The organism is Winslowiella toletana, assembly GCF_017875465.1.
In the GTDB taxonomy this organism is placed as follows: domain Bacteria; phylum Pseudomonadota; class Gammaproteobacteria; order Enterobacterales; family Enterobacteriaceae; genus Erwinia; species Erwinia toletana.
The window spans coordinates 5,042,197-5,059,289 of record NZ_JAGGMQ010000001.1; the positions used below are offsets into that span (position 1 = coordinate 5,042,197).

Consider the following 17,093-nt stretch of genomic DNA (forward strand, 5'->3'; position numbering starts at 1 on the left):
TATATTAGTAAAATTAATCAGATTGCGTAAATTAAAAGCGCAAACAGATTAAGCGCGTTGACCCGCCAGCCACTATCCTGCAGCATACTGGCGCCAGCAATTAACAGGAGCAGGTTATGCAATATCCGCGGGTAGGCGTCGGGGTACTGATTTTTCGCGAAGGGAAGATACTGCTGGGTTGTCGCAAAGGCAGCCATGGCGCAGAAAGCTGGTCAGCACCGGGCGGACATCTGGATTTTGGCGAGTCAGTTGAACAATGCGCGCGGCGCGAAGTACTGGAAGAGACCGGTTTACAGCTGATGACTCTCCACACCGGCCCGGTGACCAATGATATTTTTGTCGGGGAACAGAAACACTATATCACCCTGTTTGCACTGGCTTATGCACCCGCTGGCGAGCCACGGCTGCGCGAACCGGATAAATGCAGCGGCTGGCAGTGGTTTGCTACTGATGCACTGCCCTCACCGCTCTTTTTACCGCTGCAGAATCTGCTGTTACAGCACGGTGCTGACACACTTACCCGCCTGGCGCATCCCTCGCTAATCGGTTAACACCCGCTTTCACTATCATGCCGTGCGCCAGGCTGTGGTTCCGCAGCCTGGGCGTGACAATAGAAGAAGGGAATATAACCAACTCCCAGCATCAACCCGATTACCATGCTTTTAAACACATCGGCAAACGGCACCGCATTAACCCCTGAATAGACTGAACTGAACTGCGATGCTCGCGCCGCTACCGTCGTCAGCAGCCGGTCGGTAGCGGTCTGATAATTGATCTCGTGCAGCGGACGCACGCGCAGATCAAAGCTGACGGCAGTATTATGCTGCGCCTGAGCGCTCAGACCGCGGTAGGTCATTTCATCCGCCGTTTCACCAATGGTATTGATGATCGCCTTGCCTAACATCGTGGCGACTGCGTTACCCAGTAACGGCTCCAGCGCTCTGACCAGCAGGGTCATACCTTCGGATACCAGCATCTGATTGCCGCTGTAGGCAATGGCAGATTCGCCACAGGCTTCCAGATTCAGCCCTGGTTTACTGTTGTCCGACAGTTGCAGAAAATACTGAGCGGTATCGCGCAGCGGGACATAAATAAACACCGCAGCAATTAGCGCATTAGCGGCCAGAGCAATCCCGGCAGTGGCAACCAGCGCAGAACCCGCCCCAGTGATTAACGCGATATTAGCCAGCCGCGCGCTGAGGCTGGCGGCGGTCTGCGTTCCCGCATGCAGATCGCGGGCAATGCCCGCCAGCTGGAGTGCGACAGGCATCGCAATGGCAATCGCCCCCATGGTGATCGAAGCGGAGACCGGCGCATTCTTTAATAATACCGGTAATAGATTTTTTGCCACATACTCACGCAATGCAGTAGGGATGGCCACTGACACCAGGTTACGACTAAGCGCTAAACCAAAGTTTCTGCCATGGCGCTGTAAAGAATCCAGCCTGCGGACGCAGGAGGCAGAGGATAAATAATTAAGGCCCTGCGCATTCTGACTGATTGCATCCTCCGGCATAGCGATGTGGGTTTCTTCTTTTACTGATGTCCCGTTCTCATGGAGGTAATTGTTATTTCTGCCTGCCAGCGGTGATGACGAATGAATATCATCAGGCATATTGATGACGATATAATCAGCATGTTCTTTGTTTATCCCGCGGGGCTTATATTCCGCCAGGAAATATAATTGCTGACACGAAATGTTTTTGGTCAGCGTCAGGGTATCGGCCAGCACAGAATGCGCCGAAATTTCAGCGGGTGGCAAGGCAAACGATAACAGATTATCAGGTACCGACAATGTACGGCGTAATTCTGTCAGAAAGTGTTTCGGCGCAGGTGATGAAGATAGATCCGGCATACTCAGATAATGCCCGGCAAGATATTTATTGTTGTTGTCAGTAATCACTTAACACTCCTTAAACATTATAAGGAGAAATTAAACGCCCTTTTCTCCCCTGAATGGTTAAGCGTAGAGGGCAAAATCTGACCGACTTATAAAAAAAGCTCATTGTGATATACATCACATCATAGGAAATACTTATCTGTCATCAGCAATGCAATCATAAATTGTTTATATTTAAGAGCAGCACCGGTAAATATTACTGCTCTTAAATTTTACTGCAGCGGGTAAAAACTGTTATGGAATCAATTTTTCCGCACGCAGTTTCTCAAACAGATCGATAAAGGCATCGCGGGTACACTGATAACCGTTAAAGCCTGCTTTGCGACTTTTACTGATATCCGTAATCACTTCCATTGGACGCCCCAGATCGGCATCGGTATGCCACCATGACGCCAGCCTGGTGATATCCGCCTGCTGTAAATCATGCTGCTGCGCAATGTCCCGCCACTGCGCAGCAGCATCCTGCATGCGCCCTTCCAGCGGTTGCATCTCTCCGCTAAATGGCGCCGCTTCAATACCGAAGTAATCGGCAATCTGCGACCACATCCACTGCCAGCGAAAAACATCGCCGTTAACCACGTTAAAATCTTCGTTTACCGCCTGCTTACTGCTGGCAGCCCACAGCAGCTGATCGGCCAGCAGCCGCGCATCGGTCATATCCGTGAGGCCAGCCCACTGCTGAGCCGATCCCGGAAAAACAAATGGCTGCCCGCTCTGTTTGCACAGCGTGGCGTACACCGCCAGAGTCTGTCCCATATTCATCGCATTACCCAGCGCATATCCGATGATGGTATGCGGACGGTGGACACTCCAGCTGAAACCGTATTTTTCCGCAGCCGCAAACACTTCATCTTCCTGCGCATAGTAGAAATTATCGACCGGCTGACGTCCCTGCTCTTCACGGAACGGTGTCTGCGGCACTTCACCTTTACCATAGGCATCGAACGGGCCAAGGTAATGTTTCAGACCAGTAACCAGCGCCACGTGACCGCCGCGCAATTTATTACCGAACGCGTCAAGCACATGGCGCACCATTGCGCCATTTACGCGGATATTCTGCTGTTCATTTTCCTGACGCGCCCAGACGCTGAAAAACACCTTATCGACTTCAATGTCCTGCAACGCCTGATTTACCGCCGCTTCAGAGGTGAGATCGGCAGTCAGCGCAATACACCCCTCTGGCACTGGCGTATTACCGCGCGACAGACCATAAACCTGCCAGCCCTCGGCCAGCAAACGCGTCGCCAGCGCACTGCCCACTACACCGCTGACGCCCACAATCAATGCACGTGATTTCATTTTTTTGCTCCTGTAAGTGATATCAGCAAGCTTAATATGGAATTTAATTCCTATCCCGGGTATAAATTCATAAATTTCACGACAAAAATTCATTAATTCATGATCTCCAGCGACCGCCTGAAAGGCATCACCCCTTTTGTGATCAGTGTGGAAACCGGCAGCTTTACTGCCGCGGCAGAGAAGCTACATCTGAGCAACTCGGCAATCAGTAAAAGTATCGCCAGACTGGAGGAGCGCTTAGGATCGCGCCTGTTTGATCGCACCACCCGTAGCCTGGTGCTGACTGATGCCGGTCAGGCGTTTTATCAGACCTGTAGTCGGGTACTGGATGAGCTGGCGGAAGCCGAATCGGTGCTGGCGGCACAGCGTAATCGTCCGGCGGGTCGCCTGCGTATCGCCCTGCCACACTCCTTTGGCCGCCTGCAGGTGCTGCCGCTGCTTAATCGCTTCTGCCGTGAATATCCGGATGTGCAGCTGAATATTACTTTTACTGACCGCTTTATTGACCTGATTGAAGATGGCATTGATATCGCGGTACGCATTGGCGGCCCAGCCGATTACCCGGCATCACTGGGATATCACTATCTTGGCAGTGAACAACTGATATTTTGCGCCGCGCCGGACTATCTGCAACAGCACGGCGCCCCCTTATCCGCCGATCAGCTGAGTGCCCATCGCTGCGTAGCCTACGCCCGTCATGATGGCAGCACCACGCCCTGGACATTTACCGCCGCCGACGGACGCACCATGACGCGTGAGATTTCACATGCGATGGCGCTGGGCGATGGCGAAGCCTTGCTGACAGCGGTGGTGGATGGCATGGGTGTGGCGCAGATTGCCAGCTGGCTGGCGCGCGAACCGCTGGCGCGTGGTGAACTGACGCCACTGCTTGAACCGCTGGTGGTTGAGGGGTTGCCGCTGTATCTGCTATGGCCACAGAAAAAGCAGCTGACGCCGAAGGTTGATGCCCTGTTACAGGCCTTAAAGCAGCTTAAAATCCATTAGTCAGCGCGCCAGCGGGTAGTGGATAAGATCGTGCAGACGTACGTTCTCTGTCGTTGCATTGCGATAGGTATGGGCGCAGTCCGCCTGGAACCGTAGCGCATCACCGGCCGCAAGCTGATGCCAGATATCATTGACCATCAGCTCCAGCTGACCTTCAATCACAATAACATGCTCAATCACCCCCGGTTCATGGGGTGAAGAGGCGCTGACCGCGCCGGGCGCCAGATCGACCACAAACATATCAAAGCCGAGCTGAGGGTCGAAGGGAAAAACCGGCACCACGCGCATATCGGCATTGGCCTGACTGAAAGCCGCCAGATTGTGGTAACGCTGCACGGTGATCGCCGCAGGCGTCACCGCCGGTTCGATAAAAGCGGAAAAGGCGACATTAAAACCGGTGGCGATTTTCCACAGGGTCGCCACCGTCGGACTGGACTCCGCGCGTTCTATCTGGCCAAGCATCGCCTTACTGACACCGGTGCGCGCTGCCGCCTCGGTTAAACTCCACTGGCGTTCTGCACGCAAATGCTTAAGCGTTAACGCCAGCTGCTGATTAAGTTGCTGCATCATTCTCCTCACTGTTCTGCCTGCCAGTGTAGCGACTTGTGCGTTATAACGCACGGTGTTATGTTGTGCGCTATAACGCACTAGCAGGATTAAAAACCATGCGCTCAGCGATCTCCGAATCTCATTTCACCCCGGCAATTATCGCCGGTTTTGTTGCGGTACTGGTCGGTTATTGTAGTTCGGCGGCGATAATCTTTCAGGCCGCAGCGGCGGCTGGCGCCACGCCGCTGCAAATTGGCGGCTGGCTCACCATGCTGGGACTGGGACAGGGCTTGACTTCAATCGGACTCTCCTGGTACTACCGGATGCCGATCCTTGCCGCCTGGTCGACGCCCGGCGCCGCGCTGCTGGTCACCAGCCTGCCTGGCGTGTCGCTTAATGAAGCGATTGGCATTTTTATCTTTGCCTCCGCGCTGATCCTGCTGTGTGGCGTGACCGGATTATTCGCCCGCCTGATGAACCATATTCCGCAGGCCATCTCCGCCGCCATGCTGGCCGGGATTTTACTGCGTTTTGGCCTTGATGCGTTCGGCGCACTACAGGTCAATTTTGCCCTGAGCGGCACGATGTGTCTGGTATGGCTGCTGGCGCGACGTTTTGTCGCACGCTACACCATTATGCTGACGCTGGTCGCTGGTCTGTTGGTGGCGATATTACAGGGCGCCATTCACTTCCCGCAGCAGTCGCTGCATTTTGCCTGGCCGCAGTTTATTGCCCCGCATTTTACCTTAGCCACCCTGCTGGGTATCGGCGTGCCCTATTTTATGGTGACTATGGCATCGCAGAATGCGCCAGGTATCGCCACGTTAAAAGCGGCAGGCTATCCGGCGCCGGTGTCGCCGCTGATTAGCTGGACGTCACTGACCTCGTTGCTGCTGGCGCCTTTTGGTGGTTTTTCAGTCTGTATCTCGGCGATCACCGCGGCGATCTGTATGGGTTCAGACGTGCATCCTAATCCGCAACGCCGCTATATCGCCGCGATAGCCGGGGGGGGATGTTATCTGCTGGCTGGGGTGTTCGGCGGCGCTATCGGTATGCTGTTTAGCGCCCTGCCTGCGGTGCTGATCCATACCATTGCCGGACTGGCGCTGTTGGGGACACTTTCCGGCAGCCTGCAACAGGCGCTGAGTGACAGTAAGCAGCGTGATGCCGCTATAATTACCTTTCTGATTACTGCCTCTGGCGTCACGTTGCTGGGCATCGGCGCAGCCTTCTGGGGCCTGATTGGCGGTGTGCTGGCCCATCTGGTTTTATCGCTGCCGCCACGGACGCGATAATCGGTAATCTGCCGTCTCTGCGGGACTGGCGTATCGCTTTTAGGCCGCTTCAGCGATAAAATAGCGTGGAATTTTGCGGCGTTATCATCTGCGTTCGTCGCAACAGGAGTATCGACGTCTGCGGTTAAGCAGAGGCAAGGACAGAGGAGAGAGCGGTGAATCAGCATCAGCGTACACATATTGCTACGGTGGTTGAATCCATTTACGGCAAAGGCGGCGGTATGAGAGTGCCAGAGGTGGATCCGCTGATCCGCGACTCATGGCAACGCTGTGTTGATTCTCACGGACTTGATCCCTTTCGCATGCAGCAGGCGCAGATTCTGTCTGCTGCTGAACTGCATGCGCATCGCGAGCCACTGGATGAGTTTCGGCGCTTTGCCTGGCACGGCATGACACAGCTCTGGCAACAGGTAGCGCCAGCGGGCTATATGGTGCTGCTGACCAATGCGCAGGGCGTTACCCTTGATTATATCGGCGATAAAAATGCGGCGATCCGTTTACGTCGTGCGGGTCTGTTTGCCGGCGCGCAGTGGACCGAAGCCAGTGCGGGAACCTGTGCCGTCGGCACTGCGCTGGCAACCGGCCTGCCGCTGACCGTTCACCAGCAGGATCATTTTGACGCCACCCATATTCCGTTAACCTGTAGCGCAGTCCCGCTGTTTGATCCTGACGGCCCGCTAAAAGCGGTGCTGGATATTTCGGCGCTGCGCTCGCCGCAGCCAAAAGAGAGCCAGCATCTGACGCTGCAAATTGCGCAGATGGCGGCATGGCAGATTGAGCAGGCGTGGTTTAACCATCATCACCATGATCACTGGGTGCTGAAACTGAGTCTCACCCCCTCATTTGTCGATGTCAGCCCTGACTTTTTGCTGGCATTCGACGCTAATGGCCGTCTGACAGGCCATAATCATCGCGCGCAACGTATGCTGGAAACGGAAATGGGTTTTGCCCGCGCGGAATTAAGCGCCATCAGCGCGCTGATTGGCTTACGCTTTGAGCAAATTTTTCAGCAGAGTTTTGACCGGCTGCCGGGCTATCTCAGCGCCAGCGGGCAGCGCCCGGCGCTAATCGCCCTGCTAAACAGTAGCCGTGCGCTCTGCCTGAGCGTCGTCGCCCCGCCGCAACGCGCGAGCGCAACGTTATCATCCGGCGACAGCTCCCTGCCTGAACCACTGGCGGCGCTGAATGGTGGCGATGCCAGCCTGCAACGACAGTTACAGCGTGCCGCTAAGTTGCTGAACAGCCCGATCAATCTGGTGGTCCAGGGTGAAACCGGCAGCGGTAAAGAATATTTTGCGAAAGCCTTTCATCGCGCCAGCGATCGCGCAAACGCGCCTTTTATTGCGGTGAACTGTGCCGCGATCCCCGCTACGCTGATTGAGAGCGAGCTGTTTGGCGCGATGCCTGGCAGTTTTTCCGGCGCCAGCAGCAAGCCCAAACGCGGCCTGATTCAGGAAGCCAGTGGCGGCACCCTGTTCCTTGATGAAATTGGCGATATGCCGCTGGAGATGCAGTCGCGTCTGTTGCGCGTACTGGCGGAGCATGAAGTGTTGCCGGTCGGCGCATCAAGGCCAGTGGCGGTGGATATCAGGGTGATTTGCGCTTCGCACTACCAGCTGGAGCAACGCGTCGCTGCCGGTCATTTCCGTGCTGATTTATATTACCGCCTGAATGGCGCGCAGATTACCCTGCCACCCCTGCGCCAGCGCAGCGATCTTGAGGTGGTGATTGAACGGATGCTGGCGGGAAAAAGGGAGCTAACCGCCGCAGCACGCCAGCGACTGTTGCAGCATCGCTGGCCGGGAAACCTGCGTGAATTGCGCAATGTGCTCGACTATGCCCGGCAGATGGCAGAGCAGCACCATATCGCGCTTGAGGATCTGCCGGACAGTTTCCAGCATCCCGGCATTTTGCCCGCAGAAGCAGAAAGCGGACACTCTCCCGTCAGCGATAGTGAGGCGCAAAGGCTGATGCAGTTACTGGCGGCGGCGCAGTGGAATCGCGCGGCGGTCGCGCGCCAGATGGGCATCAGCCGGATGACGCTTTACCGTCATATGCGTCGTCTGGGCATCCGTTCCCCGCTGATCGGGGAACAGTAATAACAGCCGGGTGACAGCACCCGGCTGGAGCGCTTATTGCGGTGGACGCACCAGAATTTTAACCTGCTGCTTTTCACGCACCAGCGCATCAAAACCTTCCGCCACGATATCGTCCAGCGCGATTCTTTTGGTGACCAGTTTATCCGCCTGGAAATAGCCCTGGGTCATCAGCTCCATCACCGCCGGGAAGATATTGCGATAGGCGATAATGCCTTTGACTGAACGCTCTTTCAGTACCAGCGTATTCGGATTGAATGCCGCTTCACCTTCCCAGATCGACACCACAATCGTCTCACCTTCATAGCGGGTGCTGTTGATGCACTGCTTCAGCACCGCCGGCACGCCGGTGACTTCAAAGGCCACATCCACGCCGCCGTCGGTCAGCTGGCGAATCACTTCAACCGCATCTTCTTTAGTCGGGTCGATCACCCGACGAGCGCCCAGCTCCTGCGCTTTTGCTGAGCGCTGTGGCGATAGCTCAACCACATAGATTTCGGAAGCACCGGCCGCGCGCAGCGCTTCAATCAGCAACAGGCCAATCGGACCCGCGCCAAACACCGCCGCTTTGCCGCCCACTTTCAGGGTGCTCATCCGCACGGCATGCAGCGCCACTGCGGCAGGTTCCACCAGCGCGCCCTGTTCAAAGGAGAGCGCATCCGGCATACGGTGAACCATATGCTCCTGCACCACGGTAAACGAGGCAAAACCCCCGCCACCACCGGATAAGCCGTGAAAGCCCATCCCTTCACACAGGTTGTATTTCTTCTCGCGACAGGGTTCACATTCACCGCAGGATAGGATGGGTTCGACCACCACGCGGTCGCCGGGCTTCACTTTGCTGACGCCCGCGCCAACTTCCACCACTTCACCGGAAAACTCGTGCCCCATAACAATCGGCGCGATATCGCCGCTGATTGGATGCGGCTTTTCTACCGGCACAAAAATCGGCCCGGCAAGATATTCATGTAAATCACTGCCGCAGATCCCGGTCCAGGCGACTTTGATTTTGACCTTTCCGGCGGAAACCTGCGGTTCATTAATCTCTTCTACTTTAATATTGCGTGCCTGATGCCAACGTGCAGCTTTCATCAACTTCTCCATTTCGACAAAAAATAAATCATCCCTTACCGGCGCCACAAGTGCAGGTAACGGTGTCCCTGTCGGATATAGCGAAATCTGTGCCAGCTTTGATTAATGATAGTAGCGGTAAAGATAGTGATATTTTTCATTAAGTTGAAATTTATCGTCTGGCAGAAAATAGTGATATTTAGTCACGCTGTTACAACTGTAACGGGTTACTGTTGTAACAGCGTGATGATGTGAAATATTTGCTATTTTTACCATCGATAAACCAGTGGTGCGTCAAAGAAGCGGACTGGCGCTAACCAGTCCTGGCATTAATTGATGCTGCATGGATCCACTACTGCGGCGGATTATCCTGCCGGTAACTATGTTGCGGATTAATCACCAATTGCCTGACCTGCTCCTCAAGCTGGTTACTGTGGTAGAGATCGAGGCACTTGAGTAAATCGAACCTGACACCCTTGACCTCTGATTCCGTAAGTGGATTATGATAGTCACGCCGTAGATACTCCTCTACCAGCGCTTTTACCCGGTCGGGTGATTTTGCCAGATCGTAATAAGTCCAGTCACGCAAAGCGCTGACACTGCTTCCGGCGTCAGTGGCGACATCTTTATCGTTGCGCCAGGCAGTAGCAATGCATGTGGCCAGCACCATATCTTTATAGTTCTGAGCATAACTGCGAGTTGCCGCCTGCGGCGATGACTGAGGATAATCTTGCGCATGACTGATATAAGGAATGATCATCATGATTAAAAGCAGGCTATTGAGTTTTTTTATCATGGCAGTCTCCAGAAGTTCGCCCTCTCAGTACGGTCGGTGCATACACTCATCCTTGTGGTTTGCTAATCGGCCCGGGCTAATCACATTGCCACAGGCATCCCTCTGTTTTGCCAGCCAACGGGTCATTGCAAAACAGCGATCGTCTGAAATTTAACCACAGCAACATTTCTGTCAACCGTTTTTCGCCCCTTCAGCAGCTAATATGCCCTCCACCCCCATCGATGCCCCAGAGAGTTGTCACTTTTAGCGCTTATTCCGGCGTTTGATTTGTCATTACCAGAACTAAAGTAATAATAATCTTGGATAACACATTATTTTCTGCCTCAGGCATCGTCATAATAAGGGCCCTGATACGTGGCAAAATCATTTTTACGCAGCGGAAACCTGGATGCGGTACTGGCATTAGGGGAGAATGGACAACCGGTTTACGCCTCCGCCCTGCAACTTCGCGAAACCCTGCGCCTCAGAAAACAACAAAAAATTGCCGACTGTCTGGCGATCCCGCAAGCCAATGAGAACGGCGATCGTATCGACTGGTATGCGCCCTTCAGCGGACGGGTAAAATCCTGGATCGCCGCCAGCGACAGCGAGCGCGCCTCCGCCATCAATCTGCTGGAAAACTGCCAGGACAGCGTCAATGAGATCAGCCAGCGAGCGCAGAGCGCCGAAAAACCGGCGATGCAGCTGTTTGGTGTGTTACTGAGTAAAGCCTTCCAGTTTCCTGACCAGAACTACATCTATCTGGTTGATGGCAAGCCGGTCATTACCTTTTGGGGATTTGTCGATCTCGATAAAAAATCCCGTGTTGATGCGCTCGACTGTCTGCGCGCCACGCTACAGGTTAACCTGCCGCCGATTGTGCCGGTCTTTGTCGAACCACCGCCAGTAGTCACGCCGGTTGCCGTTCCGCAGCCAGAGCCAGAACCCCCGGTGGCAGAGATAGCGCCCCCTGCACCTGAACCCGTTACGGTGACGCCAGTCAAAAAAGCGCCTGCTTCATGGCGCCGTTTCGCCTGGTTGTTGCCGCCGCTGGCGATTGCCGGCGCTTTCGCCATGTATCAGCAGCAACGCCCTGAGCCGGTAGAACAGCCCGCAGCAGAAACCGCCGCGAAGCCTGCGCCGGTCATTGAAGTTAAACCAGCTCCGGTAGAAACTGTCGCCGCTGCGCCACAACCCGAGGCGAAAACCACGCTGCCGCTGGCGCCTGCCACCCATGACGAAAGCCTGGCAGTGGCCACTCCTGCGATTGAGCCACCAGTTGCAGCCGCGCCCGCAGAACCTGCGGCGCCGGTCAGCAAAGATGCGCTGGTGATGCCTGCTGATGCAGTAAAAATTGGATCGACTAAGTTCCTTAACGGTAACTGGCGTGTCACGCTGGATGTGAAGAATCTGCCAACCGGTAAACCACCGAGCCTGAAATATCAGCTGAAGAATGGCAAAGGCACGGCGCGGATTGTTCAGGGTGACGGCATCAGTTGTAAAGCCGATATTACCGCCGGCTTAATGAGTTCCGGCAATCTGGTGATTAACAGCCGCTATACCGCACGTTGCAGCGATAACAGCCGCTATAAAATGCCGGAAATCACCTGTAAACAGGGTGCAACCGGCGCAGCCGTCTGTGAAGCCAGCTATGGTAGTGATACGGTCTTTCCGATGACGATTAAACGCGAGAACAAGTAATTATGCTGGCGACCCTTACCGATTTTAATCAAAAAGTGACTCTGATTCAGGATAGCGGTATCCAGTTTCTTGATTTCGCCGTTAAAGCCGTAATTGACCCGGAAATGCCAGGCAAGTTTGTGCGTCAGACCGCTAATGGCCCGCTGCTGTTACTCGAGCATGAGGCAAAAAGCGGTAAATATCTGCTGCGGATGACCAGTGGCCAGGCGCCTGAAGTGGTCAAGCCGGAACTCAGTATTGCGCTTGAGCAGTCACTGGCGCTGCTGGAAAATATCTGGCTGCCGCTGCCGGTACTGCGCTGTACCCCGCCGCGTAACTTTATTGGCGGCCCGGAAAACTGGGCGCGGATGCAGATCTGTAAGCTGGATACCCCGGATCAGGAAGGCCACACCCACCGCGTCTGTCTGGCGTTCGACACCCAGTGCTGGCCGGAAGGTGATGAGCTGGAACACCTGGCGCTCAGCGTCAGCGATGCCAGTAACGGCGTAAACTTTGCGCTGGCATGGCGTAACCATGAGTTAAGCGAGTTTCTCGATCTGACCTGGATTGACGGCTGGTTGCGTGAGGTCTTTACCCAGCAGGCAGCAGAACGTGAGCAGCGCCACGCTGGCAGTCTGAAAGTTGCCCTGAAAGAGTTTGAATATCAGGCGCACTATCTCAATCTGCTGAATTTGCTGGGCAGCCAGCTGCAGCTGAACGAAATTAAAATTCATACCGCCACGCTGCAGGAGCCAGTGGTCAATGTCGATCTGATCCTCGATGTCGGCAACTCACATACCTGCGGCATTCTGGTGGAAGATCATGCCGATGAGAGTAACGGCCTGAAGCAGACCTATGAACTGCAACTGCGCGATATCGCGCAACCGCACCACGTCTATAACGAAATGTTTGAAAGCCGCGTCGAGTTTGCGCAGGCGCGCTTTGGCAAACAGAACTTTTCGCTGGAGAGTGGCCGTGAAAACGCCTTTGTCTGGCCGTCGCTGATCCGCACTGGCCGCGAAGCCAGCCGTATGGCGCTGCAACGTCTTGGGACGGAAGGCGCCACCGGCATCTCCAGCCCACGCCGTTATCTGTGGGATGAAGAGAGCTGGCAGCCAGGCTGGCGCTTTAATCAGGCTGCCGGTATCACCAGTGATGAAGCACCTGCCACCGCCGCGCCGCTGATGAATCTGCTGAATGATGACGGCCAGCCGCTGTATGCTTTGCAGCCCGACGATCGCCTGCCGGTATTCTCACCGCACTACAGCCGCAGTTCACTGATGAGTTTTATGCTGTCAGAACTGCTGGCGCAGGCGCTGATGCAGATTAACAGCGCGGCGCAGCGTATGAAGATGCCGCACAGCAATGCGCCGCGTCAGCTGCGTAATATCATTCTGACGCTGCCTTCGGCGATGCCGAAACCGGAACGCGAGATTTTCCGTCGCCGCATGATCGAAGCTATTGCGCTGGTATGGAAAGCGATGGGCTGGCATCCGGCTGATGAGCCATTCAGCAGCGCCAGTGATAAAGCGAAAAGCGCCAGACTGGTGCCGGAAGTGCAGATGGAGTGGGATGAAGCCACCTGCGGCCAGATGGTCTACCTGTTTAATGAGACCCAGGTGAATTTTGCCGGTCGCGCCGAAGACTTTTTCGCCAGCATGGCGCGTCCCGACCGTCAGCGCGGCGCAGATGAAGCGCCGGGCAAAACCTTGCGTATCGCCTCGATTGATATTGGCGGCGGCACGACTGACCTCGCCATCACCCAGTACGCGCTGGATGACGGTATTGGCCATAATGTGAAAATCAATCCGCGCCTGCTGTTCCGTGAAGGCTTTAAGGTAGCGGGCGATGATATTTTACTCGATGTGATCCAGCTGTATGTGCTGCCTGCATTACAGGATGCGCTGAAAAGAGCCGGGCTGGTCAGCCCTGACGTGCTGATGGCGAAGCTGTTTGGCCATGACGGGCGTATTGACGCCCAGTCCACGCTGCGTCAGCAGGTAACATTACAGATCTTTATGCCGGTGGCGCGCGCCATTCTGGAGAATTACGAGCGCTTTGACCCGCTGGACAGCAGCGCAGAGATTGATGCGACTTTTGCCGAGCTGTTGCAGCAGGTGCCAACCGGTAAAGTGCTGGAGTATATCAACGGTGAACTGCAACGCGCGCTGAGCGCCGATATCAGTTTCGATATTCTGCAGGTGCCGTTGATTCTCAAACTGAGCAAGTTGCATGGCGAGTTTTTATCCAATCGCATGACCATTGTGCAGACCCTGCGCTCGATGGCCGAAGTGGTTTCGCTGTATACCTGCGATGTGCTGCTGTTAACCGGCCGTCCGTCGCGTTTTCCCGGGGTGCAGGCGCTGTTCCGCCATCTGCAACCGCTGCCAAACAGCCGTATTCTGTCGCTGGAAGGTTATCACACCAGCGACTGGTATCCGTTTAATAAGCTGGGACGCATCGACAATCCCAAGTCGACCGCAGCGGTCGGCGCGATGCTCTGCCTGCTGGCGCTCGACCTGCGTCTCTCCAGCTTCTATTTTAAAGCTGGCGATTTTCAGCCTTACTCCACCATCCGCTATCTGGGGATGCTGGATGCCGATAATGTGCTGAGCAGCAGCAATGTTTACTACAGTGATATCGACCTTGATGAGCCGGAATTTACCCTCGACCGTAAGTCCAGCTTCCAGATCCGCGGCGGCTTATGCCTCGGTTTCCGTCAGCTGGATAACGACCGCTGGCCCGCTTCGCCACTCTACAGTCTGTCGATTACCGATCAGACGCTGGCGCGCAAAATCGCCGGTGACAGCGTATTACGCGTCAAGCTGGCGGTAGCGCCGGGTGAAGATCCGCGCAGTCCGGAGCGTTTTGAGATTGCCGATGCGCGCCTTGCTGACGGCAGCCGGATTCCGCTGCACCATTTACGCCTCAGCCTGAACACCTTATCCGGCAGTGGCAACAGCACGGCACAATACTGGATCGACAGTGGGAGCGTATTTAAGAAATGAGAGCCATGACGCCTAAACAGTTAGTCAGCCAGCAGGGTAAACAGCTGCTGGCGATCAATGAAGGGATCGACATGGCGCTGACATGGCTGGAAAGCAGCCGTAACAGCGCACTGCGTCTGGATATGGAAGCGGACGGGGTGAAAATCAAACTGCGCCGCTGCCGCAACCAGGCGCGCCATCTCAACGCCACGGCGGCTTCGGCCAGCACCCTCGCCTTTTACGGCCTGTCGCAGCCCGGCAAAGCCTGGCTGCTGACTTCAATGGTCGCCGATGCCAGCCAGCGGCTGGAAACGGTTATGGCAGGCAAAACGCTGGATTACTTTACCCATATTAATCCCGGTAATCAGGATTGCGGCATTGTCACGCGCTTCAGCCGTCAGGCGGAAATAAAAAATAAAAGCTGGCCGTTTGAACTGACGCTGTTTAACGAAGCGGACATGACCTGCATGGTGCTGAGTGCGGCATTGCAGCAGGCGCAGCCAGGCTTTGATGAAGCGCAGCTGTTACAGCAGCTGAGCAATCTGCAACGTCACCGCCAGCCGGAAGCAGCAGATGGCATCACCAGCGACCAGATGGTGGCGATTTGGGACTTTATGCAGCGGCACGATGCGCCACGGCAGAAACTGCTGGCAAGTCATTTCTGGCCGGTAGCCTGTGAACTGGCGCCATGGCTGACCATCGACGATCGCGCGCGCCTGTTCTCGCTGCTGTGGGGGGGCGACGCTGCTCTGACCAGCCTGTGGCGTCAGCTGGCGCACACGCTGCAAAATCTGTCCGGCGCCAGCAAGGTGCTGGGGCCGCTAACTCTGTTAATCGACGAGGCGCAACTCCCCGCCGATGCGCTGTTTAATCCGGGTGCTATCACCAGCCTGAATATGGCCGATGACCGTTATGTGCAGGTCAGCCCGCGCATTGGCGGTCGTGCCGGTAAAGCCGTAGATATCTCCCTTGCCGAGCTGGCGTTATTAACCGTTGAACTGCTGCTGCCACTCCACTCCACTCCGCGTGAAGCGCTGTTTGAGCAGACTGATGTGCTGGATATTCCGGGTAACGGCGAGCCACTCGATGAGTCACAACGGCTGGAAGCGCAACGCGCGCAGCAGCAAAATCCGCTGGCGGCGCGGCTGTTGCGGGCCAAGCGCGGTTATCTGCTGGAGTATTACAGCGATCGTCAGGCCATTAATTTACTGATGGTGTGCAGTGCCGCGGGCAGCCGTGATGAGGTGAAGGCGGTCAGTAAATCACTCGACTACTGGGTTAAACAGACCCAGGGTGAAAGCGCCGAAGTGCGTAACGGACGTAAACCAGGCCTGATCTGGGCGATTACCCCGCACGATCAGCGCCATTTTCAGCAGCAGAATCATGATGAAGCGGTACAACGCCGCATCGGCAACCCCGGCGATATGTGGGGTTCAATGCTGGCGCTCGATCGCGGTGGCATTCAGCGCATGGCGGGCTGGCTGGAGAATGAAGTCCGACGCGAAGTGAAAACCGCGCGTATTGGTCAGCAGCTGCATGAGTTACAGCGTGAGGTGGCGGATAACCTGCTGGGCAGCTGGCATCAGGTTGACAGCGATGCCGGTCAGACGCAGAAGAAACAGCAGATCGCCGAAACCCTGTTAAAAGCGCTGCAAACCCGCACCGGTCTGCATGGCGAACTGCTGGAGCGTCTGCAACCGTCGCGTGATGAACTGCGTCGTCTTTATCTGCAACAACCGCAACAGATCAGCGAAAACCCGGCGCAGGCCAGCAATAACAGCCATTTTGGCATCGGTATTGAGATCGATCTGTTCAGCGAGCTGCCGGATGCCCCGCTTAGCGAACAACAGGTCAGCGCTCAGGAAGATGATGACAGCCAGTTTGCGCGCCAGGTTCAGCGTTATTGGGTAAACCATCTGCGCAATCTGCCGGAAAATGCTTCGCTGCTGGAGCTGCTCGATATCAGCAAAGCCACGTTGCAGATGCTGGTTGAAGAGCTGATTGTGGCCAGTTTCCGCCTGAATATCGGCGCAGCGCTGCGTAAAATGTTAACCGAGAGCGAAGCCAGCAGCGCCAGCCGTGAAGGCAAAACCGATCGTCAGGTATCGCGCGCACTGACCGTACTCGGCGACTTTGTCGCCTGGCTGGGTTTTCTGCAACAGAGTAGCGATAAGCGTCCGGAAAGCCGAATCAATCGTGGCCAGAAGATATTCGCTCAACCGGCCACTCCGGCGGTCAGTTTTGGTCACACCCAGCGTCTGACGCGTCTGTCAGCGGCGCCAGCCAATACCACAGCATTTTATATTTATGACTGGCTGGTAGGACTGAATGCCCTGATTGTGCAGAACAGTGGCTATTCCGCGGCCAGCGAACTGAAACCGGCACAGCGTCAGCAACTGGCAGAAATCGTTGCGCTCATTAAAGCTCCCTGAGCTG

12 protein-coding genes are annotated in these 17,093 nt (G+C 55.5%); 7 read left to right on the forward strand and 5 right to left on the reverse strand.

The window, feature by feature from the left end; translation table 11 throughout:
• Positions 1 to 116 precede the first annotated feature (116 nt).
• Entirely contained in the window at positions 117 to 551 is a 435-nt protein-coding gene (locus J2125_RS23640; RefSeq protein WP_017798910.1) for a nucleotide triphosphate diphosphatase NUDT15, read from the forward strand.
• Here J2125_RS23640 and J2125_RS23645 read toward each other — a convergent pair.
• Positions 548 to 1,903 (reverse strand): hypothetical protein, encoded by a 1,356-nt coding sequence (locus J2125_RS23645; protein ID WP_017798909.1) that lies wholly within the window; start codon positions 1,901 to 1,903, stop codon positions 548 to 550. The genes J2125_RS23640 and J2125_RS23645 overlap by 4 nt on opposite strands.
• Before the next feature lie 231 nt (positions 1,904 to 2,134).
• On the reverse strand, positions 2,135 to 3,199 hold the full coding sequence (locus tag J2125_RS23650; RefSeq protein WP_017798908.1) for an SDR family oxidoreductase: 1,065 nt from the start codon (positions 3,197 to 3,199) through the stop codon (positions 2,135 to 2,137).
• 99 nt (positions 3,200 to 3,298) lie between these two features.
• Here J2125_RS23650 and J2125_RS23655 point away from each other — a divergent pair, with 99 nt between their 5' ends.
• Positions 3,299 to 4,204, forward strand: a complete 906-nt coding sequence (locus J2125_RS23655) for a LysR family transcriptional regulator (RefSeq protein ID WP_017798907.1) — start codon at positions 3,299 to 3,301, stop codon at positions 4,202 to 4,204.
• Here the strand turns inward: J2125_RS23655 and J2125_RS23660 are convergent, their stop codons facing one another.
• Positions 4,205 to 4,771 carry a helix-turn-helix domain-containing protein gene (locus J2125_RS23660; RefSeq protein WP_017798906.1) on the reverse strand — a complete coding sequence of 189 codons (567 nt, stop codon included), beginning with the start codon at positions 4,769 to 4,771 and terminating at the stop codon, positions 4,205 to 4,207.
• Between the two features lie 98 nt (positions 4,772 to 4,869).
• Between J2125_RS23660 and J2125_RS23665 the strand changes: the two genes are divergently transcribed.
• Positions 4,870 to 6,048 carry a benzoate/H(+) symporter BenE family transporter gene (locus tag J2125_RS23665; RefSeq protein WP_017798905.1) on the forward strand — a complete coding sequence of 393 codons (1,179 nt, stop codon included), beginning with the start codon at positions 4,870 to 4,872 and terminating at the stop codon, positions 6,046 to 6,048.
• Between the two features lie 155 nt (positions 6,049 to 6,203).
• A complete protein-coding gene (locus tag J2125_RS23670) occupies positions 6,204 to 8,147 on the forward strand; it encodes a sigma-54-dependent Fis family transcriptional regulator (protein WP_017798904.1) in 1,944 nt (647 codons plus the stop codon).
• Positions 8,148 to 8,180: 33 nt separating this feature from the next.
• Here the strand turns inward: J2125_RS23670 and J2125_RS23675 are convergent, their stop codons facing one another.
• Positions 8,181 to 9,236: a 2,3-butanediol dehydrogenase gene (locus J2125_RS23675; protein ID WP_017798903.1), complete on the reverse strand. Its 1,056-nt coding sequence runs from the start codon at positions 9,234 to 9,236 to the stop codon at positions 8,181 to 8,183.
• A gap of 331 nt (positions 9,237 to 9,567) precedes the next feature.
• Positions 9,568 to 10,011 carry a type VI secretion system amidase immunity protein Tai4 gene (locus J2125_RS23680; RefSeq protein ID WP_017798902.1) on the reverse strand — a complete coding sequence of 148 codons (444 nt, stop codon included), beginning with the start codon at positions 10,009 to 10,011 and terminating at the stop codon, positions 9,568 to 9,570.
• 354 nt (positions 10,012 to 10,365) lie between these two features.
• On the opposite strand from J2125_RS23680, the gene J2125_RS23685 reads away from it, so the two are divergent.
• The 3 genes from J2125_RS23685 to J2125_RS23695 are packed head-to-tail and all read left to right on the forward strand — an operon-like array spanning position 10,366 to position 17,089.
• Positions 10,366 to 11,691, forward strand: coding sequence for an SrfA family protein (locus J2125_RS23685; RefSeq protein ID WP_017798901.1), 1,326 nt, complete (start codon positions 10,366 to 10,368; stop codon positions 11,689 to 11,691).
• 2 nt (positions 11,692 to 11,693) lie between these two features.
• On the forward strand, positions 11,694 to 14,678 hold the full coding sequence (locus J2125_RS23690) for a virulence factor SrfB (RefSeq protein ID WP_017798900.1): 2,985 nt from the start codon (positions 11,694 to 11,696) through the stop codon (positions 14,676 to 14,678).
• Positions 14,675 to 17,089: a virulence factor SrfC family protein gene (locus J2125_RS23695; RefSeq protein WP_026111407.1), complete on the forward strand. Its 2,415-nt coding sequence runs from the start codon at positions 14,675 to 14,677 to the stop codon at positions 17,087 to 17,089. The genes J2125_RS23690 and J2125_RS23695 overlap by 4 nt, the downstream gene beginning before the upstream one ends.
• Positions 17,090 to 17,093: the final 4 nt, after the last annotated feature.

What these genes read in the sequence shown, in the direction of transcription:
- J2125_RS23640 (WP_017798910.1), top strand. Translation starts at nt 117, where the DNA reads ATGCAATATCCGCGGGTAGGCGTCGGGGTACTGATTTTTCGCGAAGGG.
- J2125_RS23650 (WP_017798908.1), bottom strand. Translation starts at nt 3,199, where the DNA reads ATGAAATCACGTGCATTGATTGTGGGCGTCAGCGGTGTAGTGGGCAGT.
- J2125_RS23655 (WP_017798907.1), top strand. Translation starts at nt 3,299, where the DNA reads ATGATCTCCAGCGACCGCCTGAAAGGCATCACCCCTTTTGTGATCAGT.
- J2125_RS23660 (WP_017798906.1), bottom strand. Translation starts at nt 4,771, where the DNA reads ATGCAGCAACTTAATCAGCAGCTGGCGTTAACGCTTAAGCATTTGCGT.
- J2125_RS23665 (WP_017798905.1), top strand. Translation starts at nt 4,870, where the DNA reads ATGCGCTCAGCGATCTCCGAATCTCATTTCACCCCGGCAATTATCGCC.
- J2125_RS23675 (WP_017798903.1), bottom strand. Translation starts at nt 9,236, where the DNA reads ATGAAAGCTGCACGTTGGCATCAGGCACGCAATATTAAAGTAGAAGAG.
- J2125_RS23680 (WP_017798902.1), bottom strand. Translation starts at nt 10,011, where the DNA reads ATGATAAAAAAACTCAATAGCCTGCTTTTAATCATGATGATCATTCCT.
- J2125_RS23690 (WP_017798900.1), top strand. Translation starts at nt 11,694, where the DNA reads ATGCTGGCGACCCTTACCGATTTTAATCAAAAAGTGACTCTGATTCAG.
- J2125_RS23695 (WP_026111407.1), top strand. Translation starts at nt 14,675, where the DNA reads ATGAGAGCCATGACGCCTAAACAGTTAGTCAGCCAGCAGGGTAAACAG.